The following is a 20,432-nucleotide window of genomic DNA, read 5'->3' on the forward strand; positions in this document are numbered from 1 at the left end:
TCATAATGAAGAGAATTTGGATTGCTTCTGAGTATTATTATCCGATTGTTACTTCTACAGGGTATTATATGACAGAAATAGCTGAGTATTTGGCGAAGAGTGGAATGGAGGTCCATGTGATCTGTACGGATGCCAGATATAATGAAACAGACGAATATAAATCACTTAAATTAGAGAAACATAATGGTGTCATCATTCATCGTGTATTAAGTGGGAATATCGATAAAAACAATTTTGCAAAGCGAACATTCCGGTTATTGAACTCGAGTATCCGACTTTGGTTTAAGATTTTGAAAAATGTGAAGCGAGGCGATAAACTGCTCGTCGTTACTAATCCCGCTTTTCTTTTGTTATTTGTTCCTTGGATAAAACGGATTAAAAAGATTCAGTATTACCTGCTTGTTCATGATATTTTTCCGGAAAATTTGGTTGCTATCGGTAAGATGAACTCTTCTTCCCGGCTGTATCATAGCCTGAAATTTTTCTTTGATCGAGCTTATTCTCAAGCAGATGTTTGTATTTCTATTGGTCGGGATATGGCCCGGGTGATTCGTTCTAAGGTCCATAAAGACATGAAAATAGCCTTAATATCTAATTGGGCGGATAATAAGGAGGTTTTTCCTTTAGACAAAAAGGAGACATGTATGTATGCCGAATTAGCTTGTCGGGATAAGTTTATTTTTCAATTTGCCGGTAATTTGGGGCATGCCCAAGGATTAGATAATATATTGAGCGCCATTTCCTTAGTTGAAAATCCCAATCTTCATTTTGTATTCATTGGTGGAGGAGCCAAGTATGAAACAATCAAGAAATTTGCCTCTGTTAGGAATAACGTAACATTGTCAGGATTTCAACCCCGTTCTATGCAGAATGATTTTTTAAACGCTTGTGATGTGTCTATTGTAACTTTGAGTGACGGTATGTATGGTCTTGGTGTACCTTCAAAATCTTACAATATTATGGCAGCCGGAAAACCTATCTTAATGGTGGGAGAAGCGGATTCGGAAATTGCTTTGTGTATCAAAGAATTTAATTTGGGCTGGATTGTAGAACCAAATAACCCATCTGCATTGAAAGATATGTTTGAGTCGGTTTATGAATCTCGTGATCAATTATCCTCTTTCCGGAGTAATGCCAGATGTGTGGCTGATACAGTGTTTGCAAAGGAAATTATATTAGATAAATATTATCAGTTATTTGATTAAAGATTAATGAAACTCTTATTTACCGGTGCCTCCGGATTTTTGGGAAGAAACATCTATCAGCTTTTGGAAAAGACGTATGTAATCAAAACGGTTGGACTTACTCCCCAAGATGATTATAAGATAGATATAGCTCGGAATATTCCTGTCTTTACAGAGGTATTTGATATTGCGCTGCATGCTGCAGGTAAAGCGCATTCTACTCCTAAAACAGAAGAGGAGAAACAAGCCTTTTTTGATGTAAACTTACAAGGTACTAAGAATTTATGTACCGCTTTGGAACAAAGTGGTATTCCTAAAGCTTTTATTTTTATAAGTACTGTTGCCGTTTATGGTTGTGATTCGGGTGAGAATATTACGGAAGAGCATCCTTTAAATGGAACTACTCCTTATGCTTTGAGTAAGATTAAGGCTGAGAAATACTTGGAAAGGTGGTGTGCTATGCATAATGTAGCGTTAAGTATACTTCGTCCTTCATTGATTGCCGGACCTAATCCTCCGGGAAATTTAGGAGCGATGATTCGTGGGATTAGAAATGGTAAGTACTTAAGTATTGCCGGGGGAAAAGCCCGGAAAAGTGTTCTGATGGTTCAGGATATTGCAAATCTTCTTCCTATGTTAATAGAAAAGGGTGGGATATATAATGTTTGTGACAGTTACCAGCCGAGTTTTCGTGAGCTGGAGATAGTGATATGCAAACAATTGAATAAGAAGTTACCTTTGTCTATTCCTTATTGGTTTGCTAAAAGTATGGCCGTTCTTGGTGATTGTTTTGGGGAAAATACACCAATAAACAGTTTAAAACTTCGCAAGATCACAAACTCTTTGACTTTTAGTAATGAAAAAGCAGTGCGTGAACTTGGGTGGAAGCCTATGAATGTTCTGAAAAATTTTCGGATAGAATAAGGAGGTGCTCTAAATGGAAATTTTTCTTTGGATTATAGGAATCCTAATAGGAATTCTTTTTTTTGCCTTTTTAGGACTTCAACTTTGGTTTTATTTCATTAAAAAGAACGAATAATTTATGTGTTATCTGATAATCTTAGTTCTGCTATTCTTAGTAGAACTTTTTTATTTTCATATTGCCGATAAATATAATATTATCGACAAACCGAACGAACGGAGTTCGCATACCCGGATTACACTGCGGGGTGGAGGAATTATCTTTTACTTGGGTGCATTGGTTTATTTTCTGACAAGTCAATTTGAGTACCCTTGGTTTATGTTGGCTCTCACTCTGGTGACGGTGATCAGCTTTGTAGATGATATCCGCTCCATATCACAAGGACTTCGTCTTGTTTTTCATTTTACGGCGATGGGCTTGATGTTCTATCAGTGGGAGTTGTTTACTCTTCCCTGGTGGACTGTAGTTGTGGCTTTGATCGCATGTACAGGGATTATCAATGCCTATAATTTTATGGATGGAATTAATGGAATCACGGGGGGATATTCGCTGGTTGTACTTGGAGCTTTGGCGTTTATCAATCATTGGGTTGTTTCGTTCGTTGAACCGGGTTTGATTTATACCATGCTGTGTGCGGTGCTGGTCTTTAATTTCTTTAATTTCCGTAAGAGGGCAAAATGCTTTGCTGGTGATGTGGGGGCGGTCAGTATTGCTTTTATTATTCTGTTTTTAATCGGTAAGCTTATAATCGATACGGAAGATTTTAGTTGGATTGTGCTTCTGGCAGTATATGGAGCAGACAGTGTGCTGACTATTGTCCATCGATTGATGTTGCATGAAAATATTGGTCTGCCCCACCGGAAACATTTGTATCAGATAATGGCTAACGAACTGAAGATACCTCATGTCGCGGTGTCATTGACCTATATGGTGGTGCAGGGCGTAGTTGTGGCGGGATACCTGGTATTGCGGGAGTACGGATATGTATATTTGGCAGGAAGCATATTGCTGTTGAGTATATTATATCTGTTATTCATGAAGAAATTCTTTCATCTGCACCAGTTCTGAATTAGTCGGTGGTGGGAAATAAAAAGAAAGGCGACTTGATTGCAAGCCGCCTTTCTTTTTATTTAATCTCAAATTCTTCCTTCATATCGATCTCTTCTCCATGTGAATCGTAGAATACGTATTCAAGAAAAGCGAGTTTCTGACTCGGAATAATTTTAATACCAAATCCGTATTTCATCTGCCATTTGCGTTTCAGCGACATAAGTCCCTGATTCAAATAAGCAGCCACATACGGGTGGATGTGTAGCGAGAATTTCTTTATCTTCAGTTTATTGACCAGATAATCAATTTTACTCTCCAGTGTGTCCGTAAAGAGGATGGACGATTTGATGGTGCCTTTGCCAAAGCAAGTTGGACAAGTTTCCATCGTGTTCACGTCCATGGCCGGGCGAACCCGTTGACGCGTAATTTGCATCAGTCCGAATTTGCTTAAGGGCAGAATGTTGTGACGCGCCCTGTCTTTTTGCATGTTGGCACACATACGTTCGTAAAGCTTCTGACGGTTTTCGGCTTCATTCATGTCAATGAAATCTACCACAATGATACCACCCATATCCCTTAGCCTCAGTTGGCGTGCCAGTTCGTCGGCAGCCCCCAGGTTTACTTCGAGTGCGTTACCTTCCTGCCCGTTGGCATTCTTGGTGCGGTTTCCGCTGTTCACGTCTACTACGTGAAGCGCCTCAGTGTGCTCAATAATCAAGTAGGCACCACTCTTGTAGGATACTGTTTTACCAAAAGACGATTTAATCTGTTTGGTGATACCGAAATTGTCATAAATGGGAAGTTGACCTTTATACAACTTGACGATGCCTGCCCGTTCGGGGGCAATCAGCGTCACATAATCCTTGATTTCGTTGAACACCGCTTCGTTGTTCACATGGATGTTCTCGAAAGAAGGATTGAAGAGATCACGCAGCAAAGCTACGGCACGGCTTGTTTCCTCGTAGATAAGTGTCGGAAACTTTGTGGCCTTTTGTACTTTGGTGATACTTTCTTCCCAGTGCTTCAGCAATACTTTAAGCTCTCCATCGAGTTCGGCAACACGTTTGCCTTCTGCCACTGTGCGTACAATCACTCCGAAGTTTTTCGGCTTGATGCTCATCAGCAGTTGTTTCAGGCGTGCACGTTCTTCGCTCGATTTAATTTTTTGAGAGACAGAGACCTTGTCGTTGAAAGGAATCAGCACCAGATATCTTCCTGCAAACGAGATTTCGGAAGTCAGGCGCGGTCCCTTGGTTGAGATAGGCTCTTTTACAATTTGCACCACTACTTCTTGTCCTACCTTTAATGTATTGGCTACTGTGCCATCCTTGTCCAGGTCGGGAAGCAGGGTTGCTTTCGAAATGGGATTAAGCTTTTTTTTGTCGCTTAAAGTCTGCTTTACGTACTTTTCGAGTGAGTTAAATTGAGGACCCAGGTCTAAATAATGAAGGAAAGCATCTTTCTCGTAACCGACATCCACGAAGCAAGCATTCAGTCCGGGCATCAATTTCTTGACGCGGCCCAAATACATATTGCCCACCGAAAAGGAGATATTTCTTCCTTCGCTTTGAAGTTCCACCAAACTCTTGTCCTCAAGTAAGGCGATGGAGACTTCTTTGGGCTGTACGTCTACTACTAATTCGCTTGTCACGTCTGTTTCCTAATTATTTAATTTTATAAAAAAATGAACGAATAACTTTATGCGTTTGTTCATTCAGTCGGGCATTTAAACAAAGAACAAACTCGAAAGACATTTGCTTCACAAGTTTGTTCTTTATTTCTGTCCAGATTCAGACTAAAAATTACTTTTTGCTTTTATGTCTGTTCTTTCTTAGTCTTTTTTTACGCTTGTGCGTAGACATTTTATGTCTTTTTTTCTTCTTTCCGCTTGGCATAGCTTCAAAATTTTATGGGTTAATACTCTTGTTTATTATTTCTTTACCGAAAGGGTGAATGTCTTAGCTGGTTTGAACGCCGGAATGTTGTGTTCCGGAATGATGATAGTCGTATTCTTAGAAATATTACGAGCGGTTTTTTGAGCTCTTTTCTTTACGACGAAGCTACCAAATCCACGGAGGTAAACATTCTCGTCCTTAGACAAAGAATCTTTCACTGCATCCATAAATGCCTCAACTGTTGTAAGTACTGTTACTTTGTCAACACCAGTGTTCTTTGCAATTTCGTTTACAATATCTGCTTTAGTCATTTTTCCTTAAAAAAAATATTATTACTATGTTCTTTCTAATTTTTTGGACTGCAAATATATAGCTTTTTAGTCTCCCAAAAAAATATATCCCGAACAATTTTCTAAAAAAGTCGCTTCATTAAGCTTTCTTAGTTCGTAATTAGATGAAAAGAACTACTTTTGTGCAAGGATAAAGTTAACAAAAAGTAGAATCTGGCTAAATATATGAATCCTAACTTCAGCAATACAATAGAAAAGTGGTATCAGGAATATAAAAGGGAACTTCCATGGAGGGAGTCCGCGGATCCTTATGTGATATGGATTTCGGAGATCATTCTGCAACAGACCCGTGTCGTGCAGGGGTATGACTACTTCATGCGGTTTATGAAACGGTTTCCGGATGTCGCTACATTGGCCCAAGCGGATGAAGACGAAGTGATGAAGTATTGGCAGGGGCTGGGCTATTACTCCCGTGCACGCAATTTGCATGCAGCCGCTAAAAGTATGAACGGGGTGTTTCCTAAAACCTATCCGGAAGTGAGGGCTTTGAAGGGGGTAGGTGACTATACTGCCGCTGCCATCTGTTCTTTTGCCTATAACATGCCTTATGCGGTAGTCGATGGGAATGTGTACCGGGTACTTTCCCGCTATCTGGGCATTGATACTCCGATAGATTCTACTGAAGGGAAAAAGCTCTTTGCTGCCGTAGCCGATGAACTGCTGGATAAAAAGAATCCTGCCCTTTATAATCAGGCTATCATGGATTTTGGAGCTATCCAATGTTCGCCTCAGTCTCCTAACTGCATGTTTTGTCCGTTGGCAAGCGGCTGCTCGGCATTAGCCGGGGGAATGGTGGCACAACTTCCGGTAAAACAGCACAAAACGAAAACGACCAATCGCTACTTCAATTATATATATGTACGTATGGGTGCGTATACTTTGATTAATAAAAGAACGGGCAATGACATCTGGAAAAATCTGTTTGAGTTTCCTCTGATTGAAACTCCCGAAGCTGTCTCGGAAGAGGAATTTCCGGCGTTGCCTGAACTCAGAGCCATGTTTGCGGAGGGAGAGACCCCTATAATCGGTTTGGTTTGCAGGGATGTGAAACATGTACTTTCACACCGGGTGATTTATGCCAATTTCTATATGGTTGATCTTCCGGAGAACAGTCAGTCTTTTACTTCTTATCAGAAAATAAAAGCCGATGAGTTGGAGCAGTATGCGGTGTCGAGGTTGGTACATGCCTTTATCGAGAAATACATTAACTAATTGAAAATTATCACTGTGTTAAACTAATTAAATATCTAAAATTATGAGACGATCCTATTTATTATTGGCCTGTCTTTCTCCGGTAGCCTGTATAATGGCTGCAAACGGACAAAAAGGAGGTAAGAGCAAACAAAAGGTAAACGAACGGCAATTGCCCAATGTTGTGTTTATTTATGCCGACGATTTGGGCTATGGCGACCTTGAATGCTATGGTGCCAAAAATGTACAGACCCCCAATGTGAACCGCTTGGCTTCCGAAGGTATCCGCTTCACCAATGCACATGCTACAGCCGCTACCAGTACTCCCTCACGTTACTCTATGCTTACAGGCGAATATGCTTGGCGTCGTCCCGGTACTGATGTTGCCGCGGGAAATGCCGGAATGATTATTCGTCCGGAAGATTATACCATGGCGGATATGTTTAAGAATGCCGGATATGCTACCGCTGCCATTGGAAAATGGCATCTGGGATTGGGAGACAAAGCCGGCGAACAGGATTGGAATGCCCCTCTTCCGGCTGCATTGGGCGATCTGGGATTTGATTATTCTTATATCATGGCTGCTACTGCCGACCGTGTACCTTGTGTCTTTATCGAGAACGGAAAGGTTGCGAATTACGATCCGAGTGCCCCTATCGAGGTTAGTTATCGGAAACCTTTCGAAGGTGAACCTTTGGGAAAAGATCATCCCGAATTGTTGTATAACCAGAAGCACAGTCATGGTCATGATATGGCTATCGTCAATGGTATTGGTCGTATTGGCTATATGAAAGGGGGAGGTAAAGCTCTGTGGAAAGATGAAAACATAGCTGACTCCATCACCTGCCATGCTATCGATTTTATTCGTGATCATAAAGATGAGCCTTTCTTTATGTATTTTGCTACCAATGATGTACATGTTCCCCGTTTCCCTCACGAACGTTTCCGTGGTAAGAATCCTATGGGACTCCGGGGGGACGCCATTGTTCAGTTTGACTGGAGTGTCGGACAAATCCTGGAAACACTTGACAAACTCGGTCTTTCTGAGAATACGTTGATTATTCTTTCCAGTGACAATGGTCCTGTTGTGGACGATGGGTATCAGGATCGTGCCGAAGAGCTGCTAAACGGTCATAGTCCTGCCGGCCCGCTTCGTGGTAATAAATATAGCGCTTTCGAAGGAGGAACCCGGATACCGGCAATTGTTCGCTGGCCTAAACAAATCGGACAGCCGCAGGTGTCGGATGTATTGGTTTCACAAATCGACTGGTTGGCTTCTCTGGCTTCTCTCGTAAATGCGCGTCTGCCTAAAGGGGCTGCTCCAGATAGCTTCAACCGCTTGGGCAACTGGATCGGAACAGATTCTACTGACCGTCCTTGGGTGATTGAACAGGCTTCTAACCATACGTTGTCGGTACGTACCAAGGACTGGAAATACATTGAACCCAACGACGGACCGAAAATGATTACGTGGGGACCGAAAATCGAAACCGGCAATTCGAGTATCCCTCAATTGTATGACATGACTAAAGTCTATGAACAAGAAAACCTTGCAGAGAAGAACCCGGCAAAGCTCTTTGAACTGCAAACGATTTTAAGGAAAGTGCGCAATAAAACTTATAGAGCTTTATAAAAGTTGTAACAATTCTTGCATTCTATTGTTATTCTACTTAATTTTGGCAACAAAAATCGGTATTTAGAAACATAAAACTCTGAGAATATGTCAGTAAATAAAGTGATATTGATAGGAAATGTCGGTAAAGATCCTGAAGTGAGATATTTGGATACGGGTATTGCTGTGGCCAGTTTTCCTTTGGCTACAACCGACCGTGCATATACTTTGTCTAATGGTACACAAGTGCCTGAGCGGACTGAATGGCACAATCTTGTACTTTGGCGAGGACTGGCAGAAACTGCCGAGAAATATGTACATAAAGGTGATAAGCTCTATGTGGAAGGTAAGATAAGAACTCGTTCTTATGATGACCAGAGTGGGGCAAAACGCTATGTTACCGAGATATTTGTAGATAATATGGAAATGCTGACTCCGAAAGGTGCCGGTGCCGGATCGTATGCTCCGTCACAGCAGCAGGCTGCTGCTCCCGTACGGCCTCAACCGCAACAACCGCAGCAATCGGCATCTTCACAGGATAATCCGGCAGACGATCTGCCGTTTTAATGGTTGCGGACTACAAGTTAAGGATGATAGTTGTCATCCGGCTGTAGCCTTAACTTGTAGTTCATAACTCTTCACTAACAACTTGTAGCCAGAGTTTAACTCGCGGCTGCTTATTATTAACTTAAAACCAATATTTTGGACCCAGACGCTTATTTATGCCAGTTGGCAGAAATTTTTAACGGAATATCCGTACACACACCATCATTATCAGCAATAATAGCCATCGTACTGGCCGGTTTGCTCCTGCTCGCTTCGGGCTTTGCTTCGGCATCCGAAATTGCTTTCTTCTCACTCTCACCTTCTGATCTGAATGATATAGAGGAGGGTAATCACCCTTCTGATGGAAAGATCAGCAATCTGCTTGCAGATTCCGAACGTTTGCTGGCAACCATTCTTATCACAAACAATTTTGTGAATGTGACCATCATCATGCTCTGTAACTTCTTTTTTATGAATGTTTTTGTTTTTCATTCGGTTCTCGCAGAGTTTTTGATACTGACAGTCATCCTCACTTTTCTGTTGTTGCTTTTCGGAGAGATAATGCCTAAGATCTATTCGGCACAAAAGACGTTGGCTTTCTGCCGCTTTTCCGCTCCGGTCATCTACGTCCTGCGCAAGGTATTTGCACCGATATCTGCCGTACTGGTACATTCTACCGCTTTTTTAAATAAACACTTCGCCAAGAAAAATCATAATATATCTGTTGATGAACTTTCCCATGCCCTTGAACTGACAGATAAAGCCGAACTTTCGGAAGAAAACAATATTCTTGAAGGAATTATCCGTTTTGGCGGGGAGACGGCCAAAGAGGTTATGACTTCCCGTTTGGATGTAGTGGATCTTGATATACGTACTTCGTTTAAAGACGTGCTTCAGTGCATAATTGATAATGCCTACTCCCGTATCCCTATTTATTCCGGTACACGCGATAATATCAAAGGAGTGCTTTATATCAAGGACTTGCTGCCCCATCTGAATAAGGGGGATAATTTTCGTTGGCAATCATTGATTCGTCCCGCCTATTTTGTGCCTGAGACTAAAATGATCGACGATCTTCTGCGTGACTTCCAGGCAAATAAAATTCATATTGCCATTGTCGTTGATGAATTCGGAGGTACATCGGGAATAGTGACAATGGAAGACATTATAGAAGAAATTGTTGGAGAAATCCATGATGAGTATGATGATGAAGAGCGTACCTATACAGTGATCAACGATCATACCTGGGTTTTTGAAGCAAAGACCCAGCTGACAGACTTCTACAAGATTACTAAGGTAAATGAGGACGATTTTGAGAAGGTGGACGGTGATGCCGATACGCTGGCCGGACTGTTGCTTGAGATCAAAGGGGAGTTTCCCGCGCTGCATGAGAAAGTACTTTATCATCATTATGAATTTGAAGTTCTGGCGATGGACAGCCGCCGCATCCTGAAAGTGAAGTTTACCATAAACGAGCCTTCCACAACGGAAGTTGCTTCCTGATTTCATTATGGCATTGTTGTCGGAACATAAGGCGGACTGTTATCGTTGGGGTATCTGGAAAACAGATGAATCTCTCGAAGAACTTTTGGCTTTGCTCCCTGGTCCTGAGAAATACGAACGGCAGCTAAAGCGTTTCTCTTCACCCCACCGCCGGTTGGAGTGGCTTTCTGTGCGTGTATTGCTTTATCGGTTGCTGGGGGAAGAAAAGTCAATAGAATATGCTCCCAGTGGTAAACCCCGTTTGGCGGATTCCTCTTTTTTTATTAGTATTTCCCATACCCGCGGATATGTGGCGGTTATCTTAAGCGCCGTATCCGAAGTCGGTATTGACATTGAGCAATATGGACAACGGGTACACAAGGTTGCACATAAATATATGCGTGAGGATGAAACGATGTCCGTTTATCAGGGAGACGATACCTGGTCGCTGCTTTTACATTGGTCCGCCAAAGAAGTGATGTTTAAGTGTATGGATGCGGATGAGGTCGATTTCCGGGAGCATCTCCGTATAGTACCGTTTCAGGTATGTGAATGCGGAGAATTTTTTGCCGAGGAATATCGTACGGAACGCCGGATGAAATTCCATATCCGATATTTGCTGCATCCGGATTTTGTGATGACCTGGCAGGTGGGGTCTTCGTTTGGAAAAAATGATTGATTTTCAATGAAGTAAACGAAATGATAAATCGTATCTTATTGCTGGTGCTTGTCATTGGCTACAGTATGGGAGTTGCTGCTCAGAATCGTATCGATTCCTTATTTACATCTGTTAGCCAACGCTTTTCGGGTTATCCTTCTGAACTGGTGTATTTACAGACCAGTAAGGAGATTTATGAAACGGGAGAAGATCTTTGGTTTAAAGCATATCAGCTTGATGCGAAATCATTCGGTTTGTCAACCCGGAGCAAGACACTTTATCTGCAAATGTTGAGTGATAAAGACAGTGTAGTCTGGCAAGAGAAGTATCCCATAGAAAACGGTATTGCAGACGGCCACATATATGTGGATACGAAACTGCCGGAAGGGAGTTATCGGTTGGAAGCCTATACCCGTCATTCCTATTATAAAGATACGGTCGGAATATCTCCGGTACGTAAAATCAAAGTATTAAAGAACATCAGCTATAATACTCCGGCAAAAGAGGGAGAGGAGACAGGTGATTTAAGATTCGAACTCTTCCCCGAAGGCGGAAATCTGGTTTCGGGTTTGCCGTTTTGCCTGGCGTTCAAAGCTACTGACACGAAAGGGTATCCGGTCGATGTGGAAGGGGTGCTGTGTGAAGGCGGACTTCCTCTTATGCCATTCAAAAGCAGCCATGACGGAATGGGAAAGTTACTTTTTACTCCGTTTGCCGATAAAGAATACCGGATAGAGCTGAAGGATGGACATAGTTACCTTTTGCCTGAGGTGTATAAACAAGGAGTAGCACTGCGATTATTGAAACAGGATCAGGAACAATTGGAGTTTATCATCTCTCAAACACAAGATTTGCCTGATCAGGAAGTCTGTTTGGTGGGTCAGATGCGGGGGATGGTGTGTTGTGTTGCAAAGGGAATGCTTAAAGACCGTTTGAAGATAAAGATGCCTCTGGCCGAGTTTCCTTATCAGGGGATAGTCGAGTTTACCCTCTTTGACAATGCAATGAAGCCGGTTGCCGAGAGGCTGATGTATGTACATCCCGAAAAGAAACTGCATATTCGTATCGTACCGGAGAAGGAAAGCTACGCTCTTCGTGAAAAAGCGGCCTTACATATTAAGGTAACGGATGATAAGAACCGGCCTGTAAAAGTCAATCTGGGAATTAGCGTTTTTGATAAAGCATATAGTAATCCGGTTGATCCTGTGAATATTCTGACCCATTGCTATCTGTCGTCGCAGATACGCGGTGCAGTTCATCGTCCGTCTTATTATTTTGATGAAAAGAACAAAGACCGTGTGCAGGCAATGGATCTGTTGCTATTGACACAGGGGTGGAGACGATATATCTGGGAGTTTAATGGCCCGGCTTATCAGGGAGAAGCGTTTTTAAGCGATGATATATCAGGAGTTCAGGTTACAGGAGGCAGGAAAAAGAGCCGAGAAAAACAGGGGGATAAGCAACTTGTTCAGGTTACGGGTGCTGAAGGTAATTCTGCGTTCTTGTGGACAGACTCGGTAGGACACTTCACGATTGATACGAATCGGATGAAAGAGCTTCGCGGTGGATATATTTATCTGAAACCAATGTTGTCGAAAGAGTTTAAGCCTGAACTGGAGATCGTAGATTACTTTCCGGTGATTGACAGTGTGAGAAGAAAGAAGTATCCCGGTCATTCGGTTACAGTCCGGACACAGGCGGTGAAAGAAGAGTTCGTTGATATGCCGGTTGTAAGCAGTGACAGTATAATCCTGCTGGATGAAGTCGTAGTCAGCCGTAAGGCACGCAGACCATTTAGAGATAAGTTTATGGGGCGGTTAGACAGCATGACACAGATGAGCATGGAAAATGTTTATGTTTGCGGATGTGGCTATCTGCAAAATTATAAACCCGGATATGATGCCCATCCTTGGTGGAAACCTTGTGGTGAACCGTCTGATAAAAGGACTAAACCGGTGGAAGGAAAACAGTATGAAATTGTGAAGTTCAAGCATTTGGGAGGCAATGCCTTCAGTGTTATAGACCGGCAGACTGTGACATATCACGGCCCCATATATTCTGAAAAAGAACTGCTCCGCATGAATAACCTTTGGCGTACGAAAGGATATTATGCTCTTCGCGAATTCTATCAACCGGATGAAGTGGACATGCAGTTGCCTATACCGGATGCCCGCAATACATTGTTTTGGTCGCCTATGGTTGTGACGGATGAGAAAGGAGAAGCCACCGTTTCATTTTATTGTTCGGATATCAATACAGGTTTCATTGGCATGGCGGAGGGAGTGGATGGAACAGGTCTTTTAGGGAGTGATAAATGCGAATTCAGAGTGATTAGAAAAGCTAATTAAGTTTTGTAAATCATCTATGACTACGGATAAAAACAAAAGAATCTCCGGGAACATCTTTTAAACAAGGCTCCCGGAGATTTTTTTATTTCTTTAGTTTATAACTTAGAGCCCCCGATGGACACTTCTTGATTTGAGCAATCAGTTCTTCGGTAGTAGCATTTTCCATCTTTATCCACGGACGTTCTTTAGGGTGATACACATTGGGCAATGTCTTCACGCAGATTCCGGCATGCCGGCAAAGCTCCGGCTGCCATACAATGGTCAGTTCGCCATTGCTGTATTCTATTTGTTTTCCCATAACTGTTTTTATATTATTGAATGTGAACACCACGAAGTACAATGCGTTTCCATTCCGGATGCTTATGTATGTATCCCGCAACGAACGGACAAAGAGGAACCAAGCGCAGACCTTGCCGCTCAATGTCGGTAAGGACTTTTTCTGCGAGCTGAGAACCTATTCCGTGTCCCCCTAAAGCGGCAGGGACTTCGGTGTGCGTGAGGTAGATTTCACCATTCGAGGATTTGATGTATTCTATTCGGGGAGTATAACTTTCAATATGGAATTCATATTGATGTTTTTCTTCATTGTCTATCAGTTCATAATTTTCAGCCATAATCATTTTTCTTTTAAAAGTTGTTTGATTCTACAACATTTGAAGGTGATATTTTGTTTCCTCCGATTGCCTGTTTATGAATCGTTTAAACAATTGTATACCGGTCATAATTTTAACAGATAATAATGATTCGTGGCAAAACAAATGCATACTCTTTCTGTTGATATTGGACAAATGCGGGGCAACAGCGCTCCGCCTGCAAAACTACCATATGGGAGTATCTTGATTTGGGATACTGATTTCTGAGTGAATGAACGAATTGTTTTATATTTAAACTTTAGAGATTATGAATGGAAGAGTAATACAGATCTTCTGCATGGTAGTTGGCATAGTACTTGCTTCCTCTTGCGGAGACGAATGTCCGGTAGAACAACCTTACTCGGTTCGGGTATCTGTTAAGGACAAGAACTATTTGAATATATCGCAGTTTCCGCAACTGGGCAGCGTAGACGAGAATCAGCCTTTCCGCACCTATACGGGAACTATTTATTATGCTCTGTACGACGCTTCTACCGGAGCATTGAAAAGAGAGTCGGAGATTGATCAAATCAACGGTGAAGATAAGGAGTATACTATTTCTTTCGCCGGAATACCCGATGGTGATTATAAATTGGCTGTTTGGGGGAACCTGACTACTGATTACCCCGCCGGCATTTTGCATCAGGACGGGAAGGAGCATACGGATATTTATGTGGCGACCCGTGTCTTGCATTTCTCTCCCGAATATCAGACAGAAGAATTGACATTGGAACGTACCAAGGGAAAGCTGTTGTTACTCTGTTCCAATTTCCCGGCTGAAATAAGTCGGATAGAACAACATGTAAACCACGTTTATCAGTCGGTGGATGCCGATCTCAATTATAGCGGAAGCACGCAGGTTGACAAAAGTGTGCCATTTACCAATATGTTGGAGACATTGCTTGCACCCTCTTCGGTAGATGGACATTCAAAGTTAGCTTTAACTTTCTATGCCACCGATACAAGAGCTTCTGAATCTCCTTATTTGAAATTGCCCGAAATGGAAGTGGACATGCGGCGCAATGAAATAACCGCTGTCTCTATAGACTACAATACATCAGAAGGAATCTGGGAAATCAAGATGTTTATCCGTGGGGAATGGCTCACGATACATCGCCTGGATATCTACTGATCTCTTTTTCCTTATCTATTTATTTAAACTAAACTTTGCTATTATGAAAAAATTAATGTTTCTGGTGGCAGCAAGCCTCTTTGTATTTGCTGCTTGTTCCAGCGAAGATGATCCTTCGTCTGAAGTGAATCCTGAAAATAGTGGGATTACATTTGAACTGTCCGCGGTTAATGGTCTGACAGATGGGATTGGAACCCGAATGCCGGTGTATAGCCAGGAGGCTACACAGCATGTCACTCGCGTCAGTGTTTATGCTTTTATGCAGAACGGTTCGACTTATCTGCATCAAAAGACCTATGATATCACCGGCTGGACCGATGGTACTACTTTCAAACGTTTTGCCGTTCCCGATGCTGACAAGCTTCCTGCAGGGGTATATAAGTTTTTGGCTGTAGGGCGTGACGCAAGTGACCGCTTCTCTGTGACTACGCCGACTTCCAGTAATACCAATTATACGGATATGCTTGCTACTATCGTGAATTCGGGCGATGAATCGGAAATCTTTGCTGGTTCGGCCGATGCGGAAGTAATGGCTCAGGGCGGAACTCGTGTCAGCATTGAGATGACCCGTAAGGTGGCTGGTGTACTGGGATACTTCAAGAATGTTCCTCAAGTGCTTAACGGAACCACTGTGAAGTATTTGCGTCTGAAAGTCAGCAACTCCAATCAGCAGGTGAATCTGACTAATGGTGTAGGTATCAATACTGCCGCTACTCCTTATAATATAATAGATATGGATCTTTCCGGCCAGGCTGTTTCCAACGGCGTGTATGTGGGCAACGATTTGTCCGGGCAGGGAGTGGTGAAAGTGCCTAATTCACAATTGGGAGGTTCGTTCTATATGCCGGTTAGTGGCGTGAGCATGACTTTAGGACTTTATGATGCGAGTGGTACCGCTATAAAAGAGTGGACCGTGAGCGACACTAATAGTTCGGGAGCAACACAGTTTAATCTGATGGCAAATCATTTTTATGCATTAGGTGTGAAAGGTGCTACGGGTAGTGTGGATGGCGGAACACCGGGTAACCCGGGTGATGATGATGCTCCGGTAGATTTGCTGACCGATCAGAATATTGTGATCACTATCAGTCCGGCATGGGAATTGATACATAACCTGGTAATTCAGTAAAAGTAACTCAAAAACAGAATCATGGTATGGCTATGAGAAAGGCAGGCTATATAACTATCCTTCTGACGGGATTTCTGGCAACGCTCTTGTTGGGTAGCTGCTCAACGGATGATGTTGCCGAACTCCCCTTGGAAGAAGGGGTTCCGGTCCGTTTTGAAATAAAGCGGGACGGGGTCATGAGTCGTGCGCCGGGAGATGCAGCTCTCTCTGTCAACAGGATACTGATTCTGCCGTTTCGGAAAACGGATGAAGCATTGCCAAACGATGCAGCTAATTTCGTTCCGGAATATAGCGCAGCCCGACAATTGGATGTCAATTCGTTTCCGGCAGTAGTCACGATGCTTAATCTTTCAGCAGCCTCTACCTATCAGTTGTTGGTGATCGGATATAATCGGAGTGATTATGATTTTGCCAGTGGCGGAGGTGCAACGAAGCGGTTTAATATCGGTTCGACTGGTAATCCGGCTACGTTGGCTAATTTGTATTTGCAACCGGTCAATCCGACGGTAGTTCCGGAGTTCTTTTCGTGTTTCGGAAACGGTTACCAGGGTACAACGTTGGTTGGTCCTGTTTTTAAACCTTCGCAAATCAATTATGTGACAGGTACACTGAAAAGGCTGGTTAGTGGTTTAACGCTCGAAGTGACCAATATTCCCGCATATGTCAACTCTATGACATTGATAGCCGAGCAACTTGTGACGGCTACCCGTGCAACGGATGGGACGGCACTGGCATGGCAAACAGCCGGTGACAGCGGTATAAAAACATTGGCTACTCAGGCACCGGTTTCGGGGAAAGCCAGTTTCAACCAGTTTCTGCTGGCTATTCCGGACAGTAGAAAGACTCTGTTCTATCTGGATGTGTCTTCTTATGGACTCTTCACCGAACGTTATACGGTGAAACTGTCGGATACTCCCGGTGTGGTTTCGGGAAACCGGATTATTTTTACTCCTAATCATTGGGTGAAAGTGACCGGAAGTTATGCGAATATCAATATAGGTTTCACTTTGGCAGGAAACATCAACTTGGATGACAATGCCTGGGATGGCCTTCAATAGAAACTGAAAGCAAAAAGAACCGGAGATGAAAACGAAAGTGATAATAATGATAAGCCTTTTTCTTTCTCTCTTCCTGACGGGATGTGAGAAAGAACTGGTCGAAGTGCCCGGTGAAGACCTCGGGCAACTTCCTCCGGAAGGTGAGCCTTCGGACTTGCCCGACGGATATTTTGAAGTAACCTTCTCTGCCGGATACGGAGGAGGGGATACCCGTACACCCGTCACGGGGATCGATTCACGGGTTCGCCACCTGCGTTACGTCATTTATAAGTCGACAGGTGAGTTTGTGAAAGAAAAGGTGGTGCTGAAGACTACGGATGCTGCTCCTTCCTGGCCGATGGCTGCCTTGAAAGATACGCTTCCGAAAGGACAGTATACAGCTGTATTTCTGGCCAATGTAGAGAAAACACAGTTCCCGATTCCCGTTTCGGGCGGTGGAACCAACTATGCGGATGTGTTGACGAATTACCAGACAACACGTGCGAATGCCCGGATCGTGTTACCCGGTGCGGAGTTTACCGACACTTCGGAATTTTATCTGGCCAATGTATCTTTCTCGGATACCTCTGCCCAACCTTATGTACTGTTGCAGCGCATTATCAGTATGCTGAATTTGCGAAGAGTGTTTGTGGATGCACAAACCGCTTTGAATTCTCTGACCAACAATATTGTGACGCAAATAGGATATAGGAATATAATCCGGACGACGGTACAAGGCGTTTTGCCAGGGTTACTGAAAACGGCAATGGACTTGGGAGTGGTTGGTAATATTGTCTATGATGTTGTTGGCGGACTCGATGCCGCAGTCAATCTGGTGGTGGCGGCATTGGTCGAACCGGTCGTGGATGTACTGTATGCACAACTTTTGCAAGGGTTGGTCAATCAGATAGGGCTGACTCTCTCCGGTAATGCTACGCAGAATGGTGCATTGGGAGCATTGGGCGATTTACTGAATCCCTGGAGGGGCAGTGATGCTGCTTATGCTTTAGTGACCATAAACAATTTCCCTAAGACTGTGGACTTAGACCTGAATGTGAAGGATTTCTATACGGGTAATCATCGTTTCCGGTACGGATTCACACCTACACCCGGTACGACGAATAGTGAGAAGGATATTCTGATCAGAGGTTTTCATGGCCTTTATGACGTACGGGAGATTCATGTTGCCAAACCCGGACTGATCTCCGGATTGTTGGTGGACGATGTGATTGACGGTCCGTTGTTGCTGAATGGAGTATTTGTGAATATCACAGATCCGATACAGGCAACAGTCAATACGAATTACAGGTATCGTTCGAACTATTCGTTTGTCAGCCTGGGGCTGAAATCGTATGCACAGCAGAACGACGGAAACCATTCGCTGACACTCTCTGTACAGTTGAAGAATATTGCTAACCTGGATGGTATATTGGGAGGAATCCCCTTACTCGGTCCCGTGTTGAATGGAACCGTTAAATTATTGATTGGCAATATAACGGTTACCGTTCCGGTGAATCTTCCTTTGCTTGGAACCGATAACCTGACGCTGTCCGGTAGCTGGAGCACACCACCGGTGCAGTATTAAAAAATAAAAGGGGTACGGCCACTTACTATAGTACGGCTGCCCCCTTTTTAGTTTAGAGATTATAGCATTAATTCCTCCGTTTTTATGAATATTCAGTTTTTATTTATAATTAATATAATTGAATATCATTGGAGAAAAAAATATTGGTATTGGCTAGAAGTCATTACCATATACATTAGAATAGCCGATATGCCAACAAAAGTTTGGCTCTTTTTCGACTTGTGGCTTTTCGTAAAATTTTAAATCATAAGATGAAAGATACAAGCCTGTACTTATGTTTTTTAGCATAAAGTCGGATGCGTTATTTTCAGGAGCGCATACTTGCCATAATTGGCTATTATCGTTTTTAAATACTGAGTAGTTTCCAGATGAGTCTAAATAATATTCATTATTTCTATCTACCATAGATTGGATTCTATAATAACCTTTACTTTTGATGAATTTTATAAGTCCCCTACTAATAGAACCACCCTGTATGGGATATAGTTCGGGGCGTTTCACTTCTTTATTACTCACATCCATAACAGTTAATATTGCTGTGGAGTTAATTACATTATTTTTTCTTGAACTTAGAACAATCTCCTGGGCAGGTAATGATAATAGAGCTGCTTCAATATCAATTCTTGCAATTGGATCCTCAATGAAATCACTTAATAAGTACATTTGTGAATCTGGATTTCCAATTCCAATTAAAGACTCTGAATTTTGGCTTACACTATTTATCCATCCTGTGTAATCTATAGATACGTTATCTAAGACACCATCTGAACTTTGACTAATAATGGCGCTTGAATTAACAGTACCACCTTGTGTCTTTATATATACATTGACTTGTTTGAAACTTTTAAATAGCGTCCTATCATACTTCGTACCAGCTTTAACTGATGAAAGCAAAAAGTTCGATTTTGCTTTAAATTCCTGTTCATTGAATTGGTCAGTACTTTCATATTTGCCTGTGTAGAAAGCTGAGAAATTACCACCTAATAATATATCCGTCATAACATGTGTACCATATTTTTGGATAATTTCTTGTCCCGATAGTTCTTTTAAATCTGCAAGGAACTCATCTGACAGAAAATATTTTAGTCTTGATGGCGAGGTATATGGAAGGATCAGTCTTCTGGTTGTTTTTAAGGCATCAACTTTATAGAAGGAGTTTAAATTATTGCTAGTACTATTTTGATTAATTGTTGCCTCTAAATCAAGAGAAAAAACTTTTAGTATTTTAGTTCCTATTTTAGTTTTTACATTAACATTGAGCTTCTTTGTTAATTTGTCAATTGATGTGCCATATGCAATTCTCGACTGCGCGCGTCCATGTAATATCGCTTCATTTATTTTTGCCGGTGTAAAAGATAGTTCATCTTTAGTTATTTGATCTCGCCCTCTGCCTTCTTCCAGTCTTTCTATATCTATTACTTTACCTTGCACGTATAAAGGGTCACTAAAATCTGCATAAAAACAGTTATAACCATAACCTAATGCATCGTATTTACCATCTCCAACGGCTCTGGTGCTTGGTTGAATGTTTTCTAATTGTTCAGTGTCAATAAGTCCATTGTCAGTACAAGATACAATGAGCAGAGTTGACAAAAGATAAGTGATTTTTTTCATAATGAATATTGTTTAGGTTGAATAATCGAGTGTTTATTTAAAAACACTCGATTATATTTGTATTA

The 20,432-nt window shown here is 42.3% G+C and carries 18 protein-coding genes; 13 read left to right on the forward strand and 5 right to left on the reverse strand.

Translation table 11 applies throughout. The annotated features are described in order from the left end of the window. The first annotated feature begins 5 nt into the window (after window positions 1–5). The 3 genes from G7Y45_RS10065 to G7Y45_RS10075 all read left to right on the forward strand — a co-directional run bounded on the left by G7Y45_RS10065 (window position 6) and on the right by G7Y45_RS10075 (window position 3,174). Window positions 6–1,205, forward strand: coding sequence for a glycosyltransferase family 4 protein (locus tag G7Y45_RS10065; protein ID WP_032540021.1), 1,200 nt, complete (start codon window positions 6–8; stop codon window positions 1,203–1,205). A 6-nt stretch (window positions 1,206–1,211) separates the two neighbouring features. Beyond that, window positions 1,212–2,108, forward strand: coding sequence for an NAD(P)-dependent oxidoreductase (locus G7Y45_RS10070; protein WP_032540020.1), 897 nt, complete (start codon window positions 1,212–1,214; stop codon window positions 2,106–2,108). Window positions 2,109–2,226: 118 nt separating this feature from the next. Continuing rightward, window positions 2,227–3,174, forward strand: coding sequence for a glycosyltransferase family 4 protein (locus G7Y45_RS10075; RefSeq protein WP_032540018.1), 948 nt, complete (start codon window positions 2,227–2,229; stop codon window positions 3,172–3,174). A gap of 58 nt (window positions 3,175–3,232) precedes the next feature. Here G7Y45_RS10075 and G7Y45_RS10080 read toward each other — a convergent pair whose 3' ends face one another. Both G7Y45_RS10080 and G7Y45_RS10085 read right to left on the reverse strand, forming a co-directional pair. Then, entirely contained in the window at window positions 3,233–4,807 is a 1,575-nt protein-coding gene (locus tag G7Y45_RS10080) for an Rne/Rng family ribonuclease (RefSeq protein WP_005776334.1), read from the reverse strand. 279 nt (window positions 4,808–5,086) lie between these two features. Continuing rightward, entirely contained in the window at window positions 5,087–5,362 is a 276-nt protein-coding gene (locus tag G7Y45_RS10085; protein WP_005776335.1) for an HU family DNA-binding protein, read from the reverse strand. Window positions 5,363–5,566: 204 nt separating this feature from the next. On the opposite strand from G7Y45_RS10085, the gene mutY reads away from it, so the two are divergent. The 6 genes from mutY (at window position 5,567) to G7Y45_RS10115 (ending at window position 13,238) form a co-directional block, all read left to right on the forward strand. Continuing rightward, entirely contained in the window at window positions 5,567–6,613 is a 1,047-nt protein-coding gene (mutY, locus tag G7Y45_RS10090; protein WP_032531837.1) for an A/G-specific adenine glycosylase, read from the forward strand. 43 nt (window positions 6,614–6,656) lie between these two features. Then, a complete protein-coding gene (locus G7Y45_RS10095; RefSeq protein ID WP_165015301.1) occupies window positions 6,657–8,225 on the forward strand; it encodes an arylsulfatase in 1,569 nt (522 codons plus the stop codon). 87 nt (window positions 8,226–8,312) lie between these two features. Next, window positions 8,313–8,771, forward strand: a complete 459-nt coding sequence (locus G7Y45_RS10100) for a single-stranded DNA-binding protein (protein WP_005776338.1) — start codon at window positions 8,313–8,315, stop codon at window positions 8,769–8,771. Between the two features lie 135 nt (window positions 8,772–8,906). Beyond that, a complete protein-coding gene (locus tag G7Y45_RS10105; protein WP_022013013.1) occupies window positions 8,907–10,253 on the forward strand; it encodes a gliding motility-associated protein GldE in 1,347 nt (448 codons plus the stop codon). 7 nt (window positions 10,254–10,260) lie between these two features. After that, complete coding sequence (locus G7Y45_RS10110; RefSeq protein ID WP_032536358.1) at window positions 10,261–10,911, forward strand: 4'-phosphopantetheinyl transferase superfamily protein; 651 nt, start codon at window positions 10,261–10,263, stop codon at window positions 10,909–10,911. Window positions 10,912–10,931: 20 nt separating this feature from the next. After that, window positions 10,932–13,238 (forward strand): hypothetical protein, encoded by a 2,307-nt coding sequence (locus G7Y45_RS10115; RefSeq protein WP_165015304.1) that lies wholly within the window; start codon window positions 10,932–10,934, stop codon window positions 13,236–13,238. An 82-nt stretch (window positions 13,239–13,320) separates the two neighbouring features. Here G7Y45_RS10115 and G7Y45_RS10120 read toward each other — a convergent pair whose 3' ends face one another. Together G7Y45_RS10120 and G7Y45_RS10125 are read right to left on the reverse strand one after the other, a co-directional pair. Beyond that, on the reverse strand, window positions 13,321–13,536 hold the full coding sequence (locus G7Y45_RS10120) for a (4Fe-4S)-binding protein (protein ID WP_005776344.1): 216 nt from the start codon (window positions 13,534–13,536) through the stop codon (window positions 13,321–13,323). A gap of 13 nt (window positions 13,537–13,549) precedes the next feature. Further along, window positions 13,550–13,852 carry a GNAT family N-acetyltransferase gene (locus G7Y45_RS10125; protein WP_005776345.1) on the reverse strand — a complete coding sequence of 101 codons (303 nt, stop codon included), beginning with the start codon at window positions 13,850–13,852 and terminating at the stop codon, window positions 13,550–13,552. Between the two features lie 286 nt (window positions 13,853–14,138). On the opposite strand from G7Y45_RS10125, the gene G7Y45_RS10130 reads away from it, so the two are divergent. From G7Y45_RS10130 to G7Y45_RS10145, 4 genes are read left to right on the forward strand one after another with little or no spacing between them, the layout of a single operon-like run. Next, window positions 14,139–15,002: a FimB/Mfa2 family fimbrial subunit gene (locus G7Y45_RS10130; protein WP_165015307.1), complete on the forward strand. Its 864-nt coding sequence runs from the start codon at window positions 14,139–14,141 to the stop codon at window positions 15,000–15,002. Window positions 15,003–15,045: 43 nt separating this feature from the next. Then, window positions 15,046–16,131 (forward strand): FimB/Mfa2 family fimbrial subunit, encoded by a 1,086-nt coding sequence (locus tag G7Y45_RS10135; RefSeq protein ID WP_165015310.1) that lies wholly within the window; start codon window positions 15,046–15,048, stop codon window positions 16,129–16,131. Between the two features lie 26 nt (window positions 16,132–16,157). Then, window positions 16,158–17,189, forward strand: a complete 1,032-nt coding sequence (locus G7Y45_RS10140; protein ID WP_165015313.1) for a hypothetical protein — start codon at window positions 16,158–16,160, stop codon at window positions 17,187–17,189. Window positions 17,190–17,214: 25 nt separating this feature from the next. Next, window positions 17,215–18,753, forward strand: coding sequence for a FimB/Mfa2 family fimbrial subunit (locus G7Y45_RS10145; RefSeq protein WP_165015315.1), 1,539 nt, complete (start codon window positions 17,215–17,217; stop codon window positions 18,751–18,753). Window positions 18,754–18,906: 153 nt separating this feature from the next. On the opposite strand, the gene G7Y45_RS10150 is transcribed toward G7Y45_RS10145, so the two are convergent. Further along, window positions 18,907–20,367 (reverse strand): MAC/perforin domain-containing protein, encoded by a 1,461-nt coding sequence (locus G7Y45_RS10150; RefSeq protein WP_165015318.1) that lies wholly within the window; start codon window positions 20,365–20,367, stop codon window positions 18,907–18,909. Window positions 20,368–20,432 lie beyond the last annotated feature (65 nt).

Origin of the sequence: Bacteroides sp. ZJ-18 (assembly GCF_011038705.2) — a bacterium.
Classification (GTDB): domain Bacteria; phylum Bacteroidota; class Bacteroidia; order Bacteroidales; family Bacteroidaceae; genus Bacteroides; species Bacteroides hominis.

Coding starts and splice junctions, on each gene's coding strand:
- G7Y45_RS10065 (WP_032540021.1), top strand. CDS start 6: ATGAAGAGAATTTGGATTGCTTCTGAGTATTATTATCCGATTGTTACT.
- G7Y45_RS10070 (WP_032540020.1), top strand. CDS start 1,212: ATGAAACTCTTATTTACCGGTGCCTCCGGATTTTTGGGAAGAAACATC.
- G7Y45_RS10075 (WP_032540018.1), top strand. CDS start 2,227: ATGTGTTATCTGATAATCTTAGTTCTGCTATTCTTAGTAGAACTTTTT.
- G7Y45_RS10085 (WP_005776335.1), bottom strand. CDS start 5,362: ATGACTAAAGCAGATATTGTAAACGAAATTGCAAAGAACACTGGTGTT.
- mutY (WP_032531837.1), top strand. CDS start 5,567: ATGAATCCTAACTTCAGCAATACAATAGAAAAGTGGTATCAGGAATAT.
- G7Y45_RS10095 (WP_165015301.1), top strand. CDS start 6,657: ATGAGACGATCCTATTTATTATTGGCCTGTCTTTCTCCGGTAGCCTGT.
- G7Y45_RS10100 (WP_005776338.1), top strand. CDS start 8,313: ATGTCAGTAAATAAAGTGATATTGATAGGAAATGTCGGTAAAGATCCT.
- G7Y45_RS10110 (WP_032536358.1), top strand. CDS start 10,261: ATGGCATTGTTGTCGGAACATAAGGCGGACTGTTATCGTTGGGGTATC.
- G7Y45_RS10115 (WP_165015304.1), top strand. CDS start 10,932: ATGATAAATCGTATCTTATTGCTGGTGCTTGTCATTGGCTACAGTATG.
- G7Y45_RS10120 (WP_005776344.1), bottom strand. CDS start 13,536: ATGGGAAAACAAATAGAATACAGCAATGGCGAACTGACCATTGTATGG.
- G7Y45_RS10125 (WP_005776345.1), bottom strand. CDS start 13,852: ATGGCTGAAAATTATGAACTGATAGACAATGAAGAAAAACATCAATAT.
- G7Y45_RS10130 (WP_165015307.1), top strand. CDS start 14,139: ATGAATGGAAGAGTAATACAGATCTTCTGCATGGTAGTTGGCATAGTA.
- G7Y45_RS10135 (WP_165015310.1), top strand. CDS start 15,046: ATGAAAAAATTAATGTTTCTGGTGGCAGCAAGCCTCTTTGTATTTGCT.
- G7Y45_RS10140 (WP_165015313.1), top strand. CDS start 16,158: ATGGCTATGAGAAAGGCAGGCTATATAACTATCCTTCTGACGGGATTT.
- G7Y45_RS10145 (WP_165015315.1), top strand. CDS start 17,215: ATGAAAACGAAAGTGATAATAATGATAAGCCTTTTTCTTTCTCTCTTC.
- G7Y45_RS10150 (WP_165015318.1), bottom strand. CDS start 20,367: ATGAAAAAAATCACTTATCTTTTGTCAACTCTGCTCATTGTATCTTGT.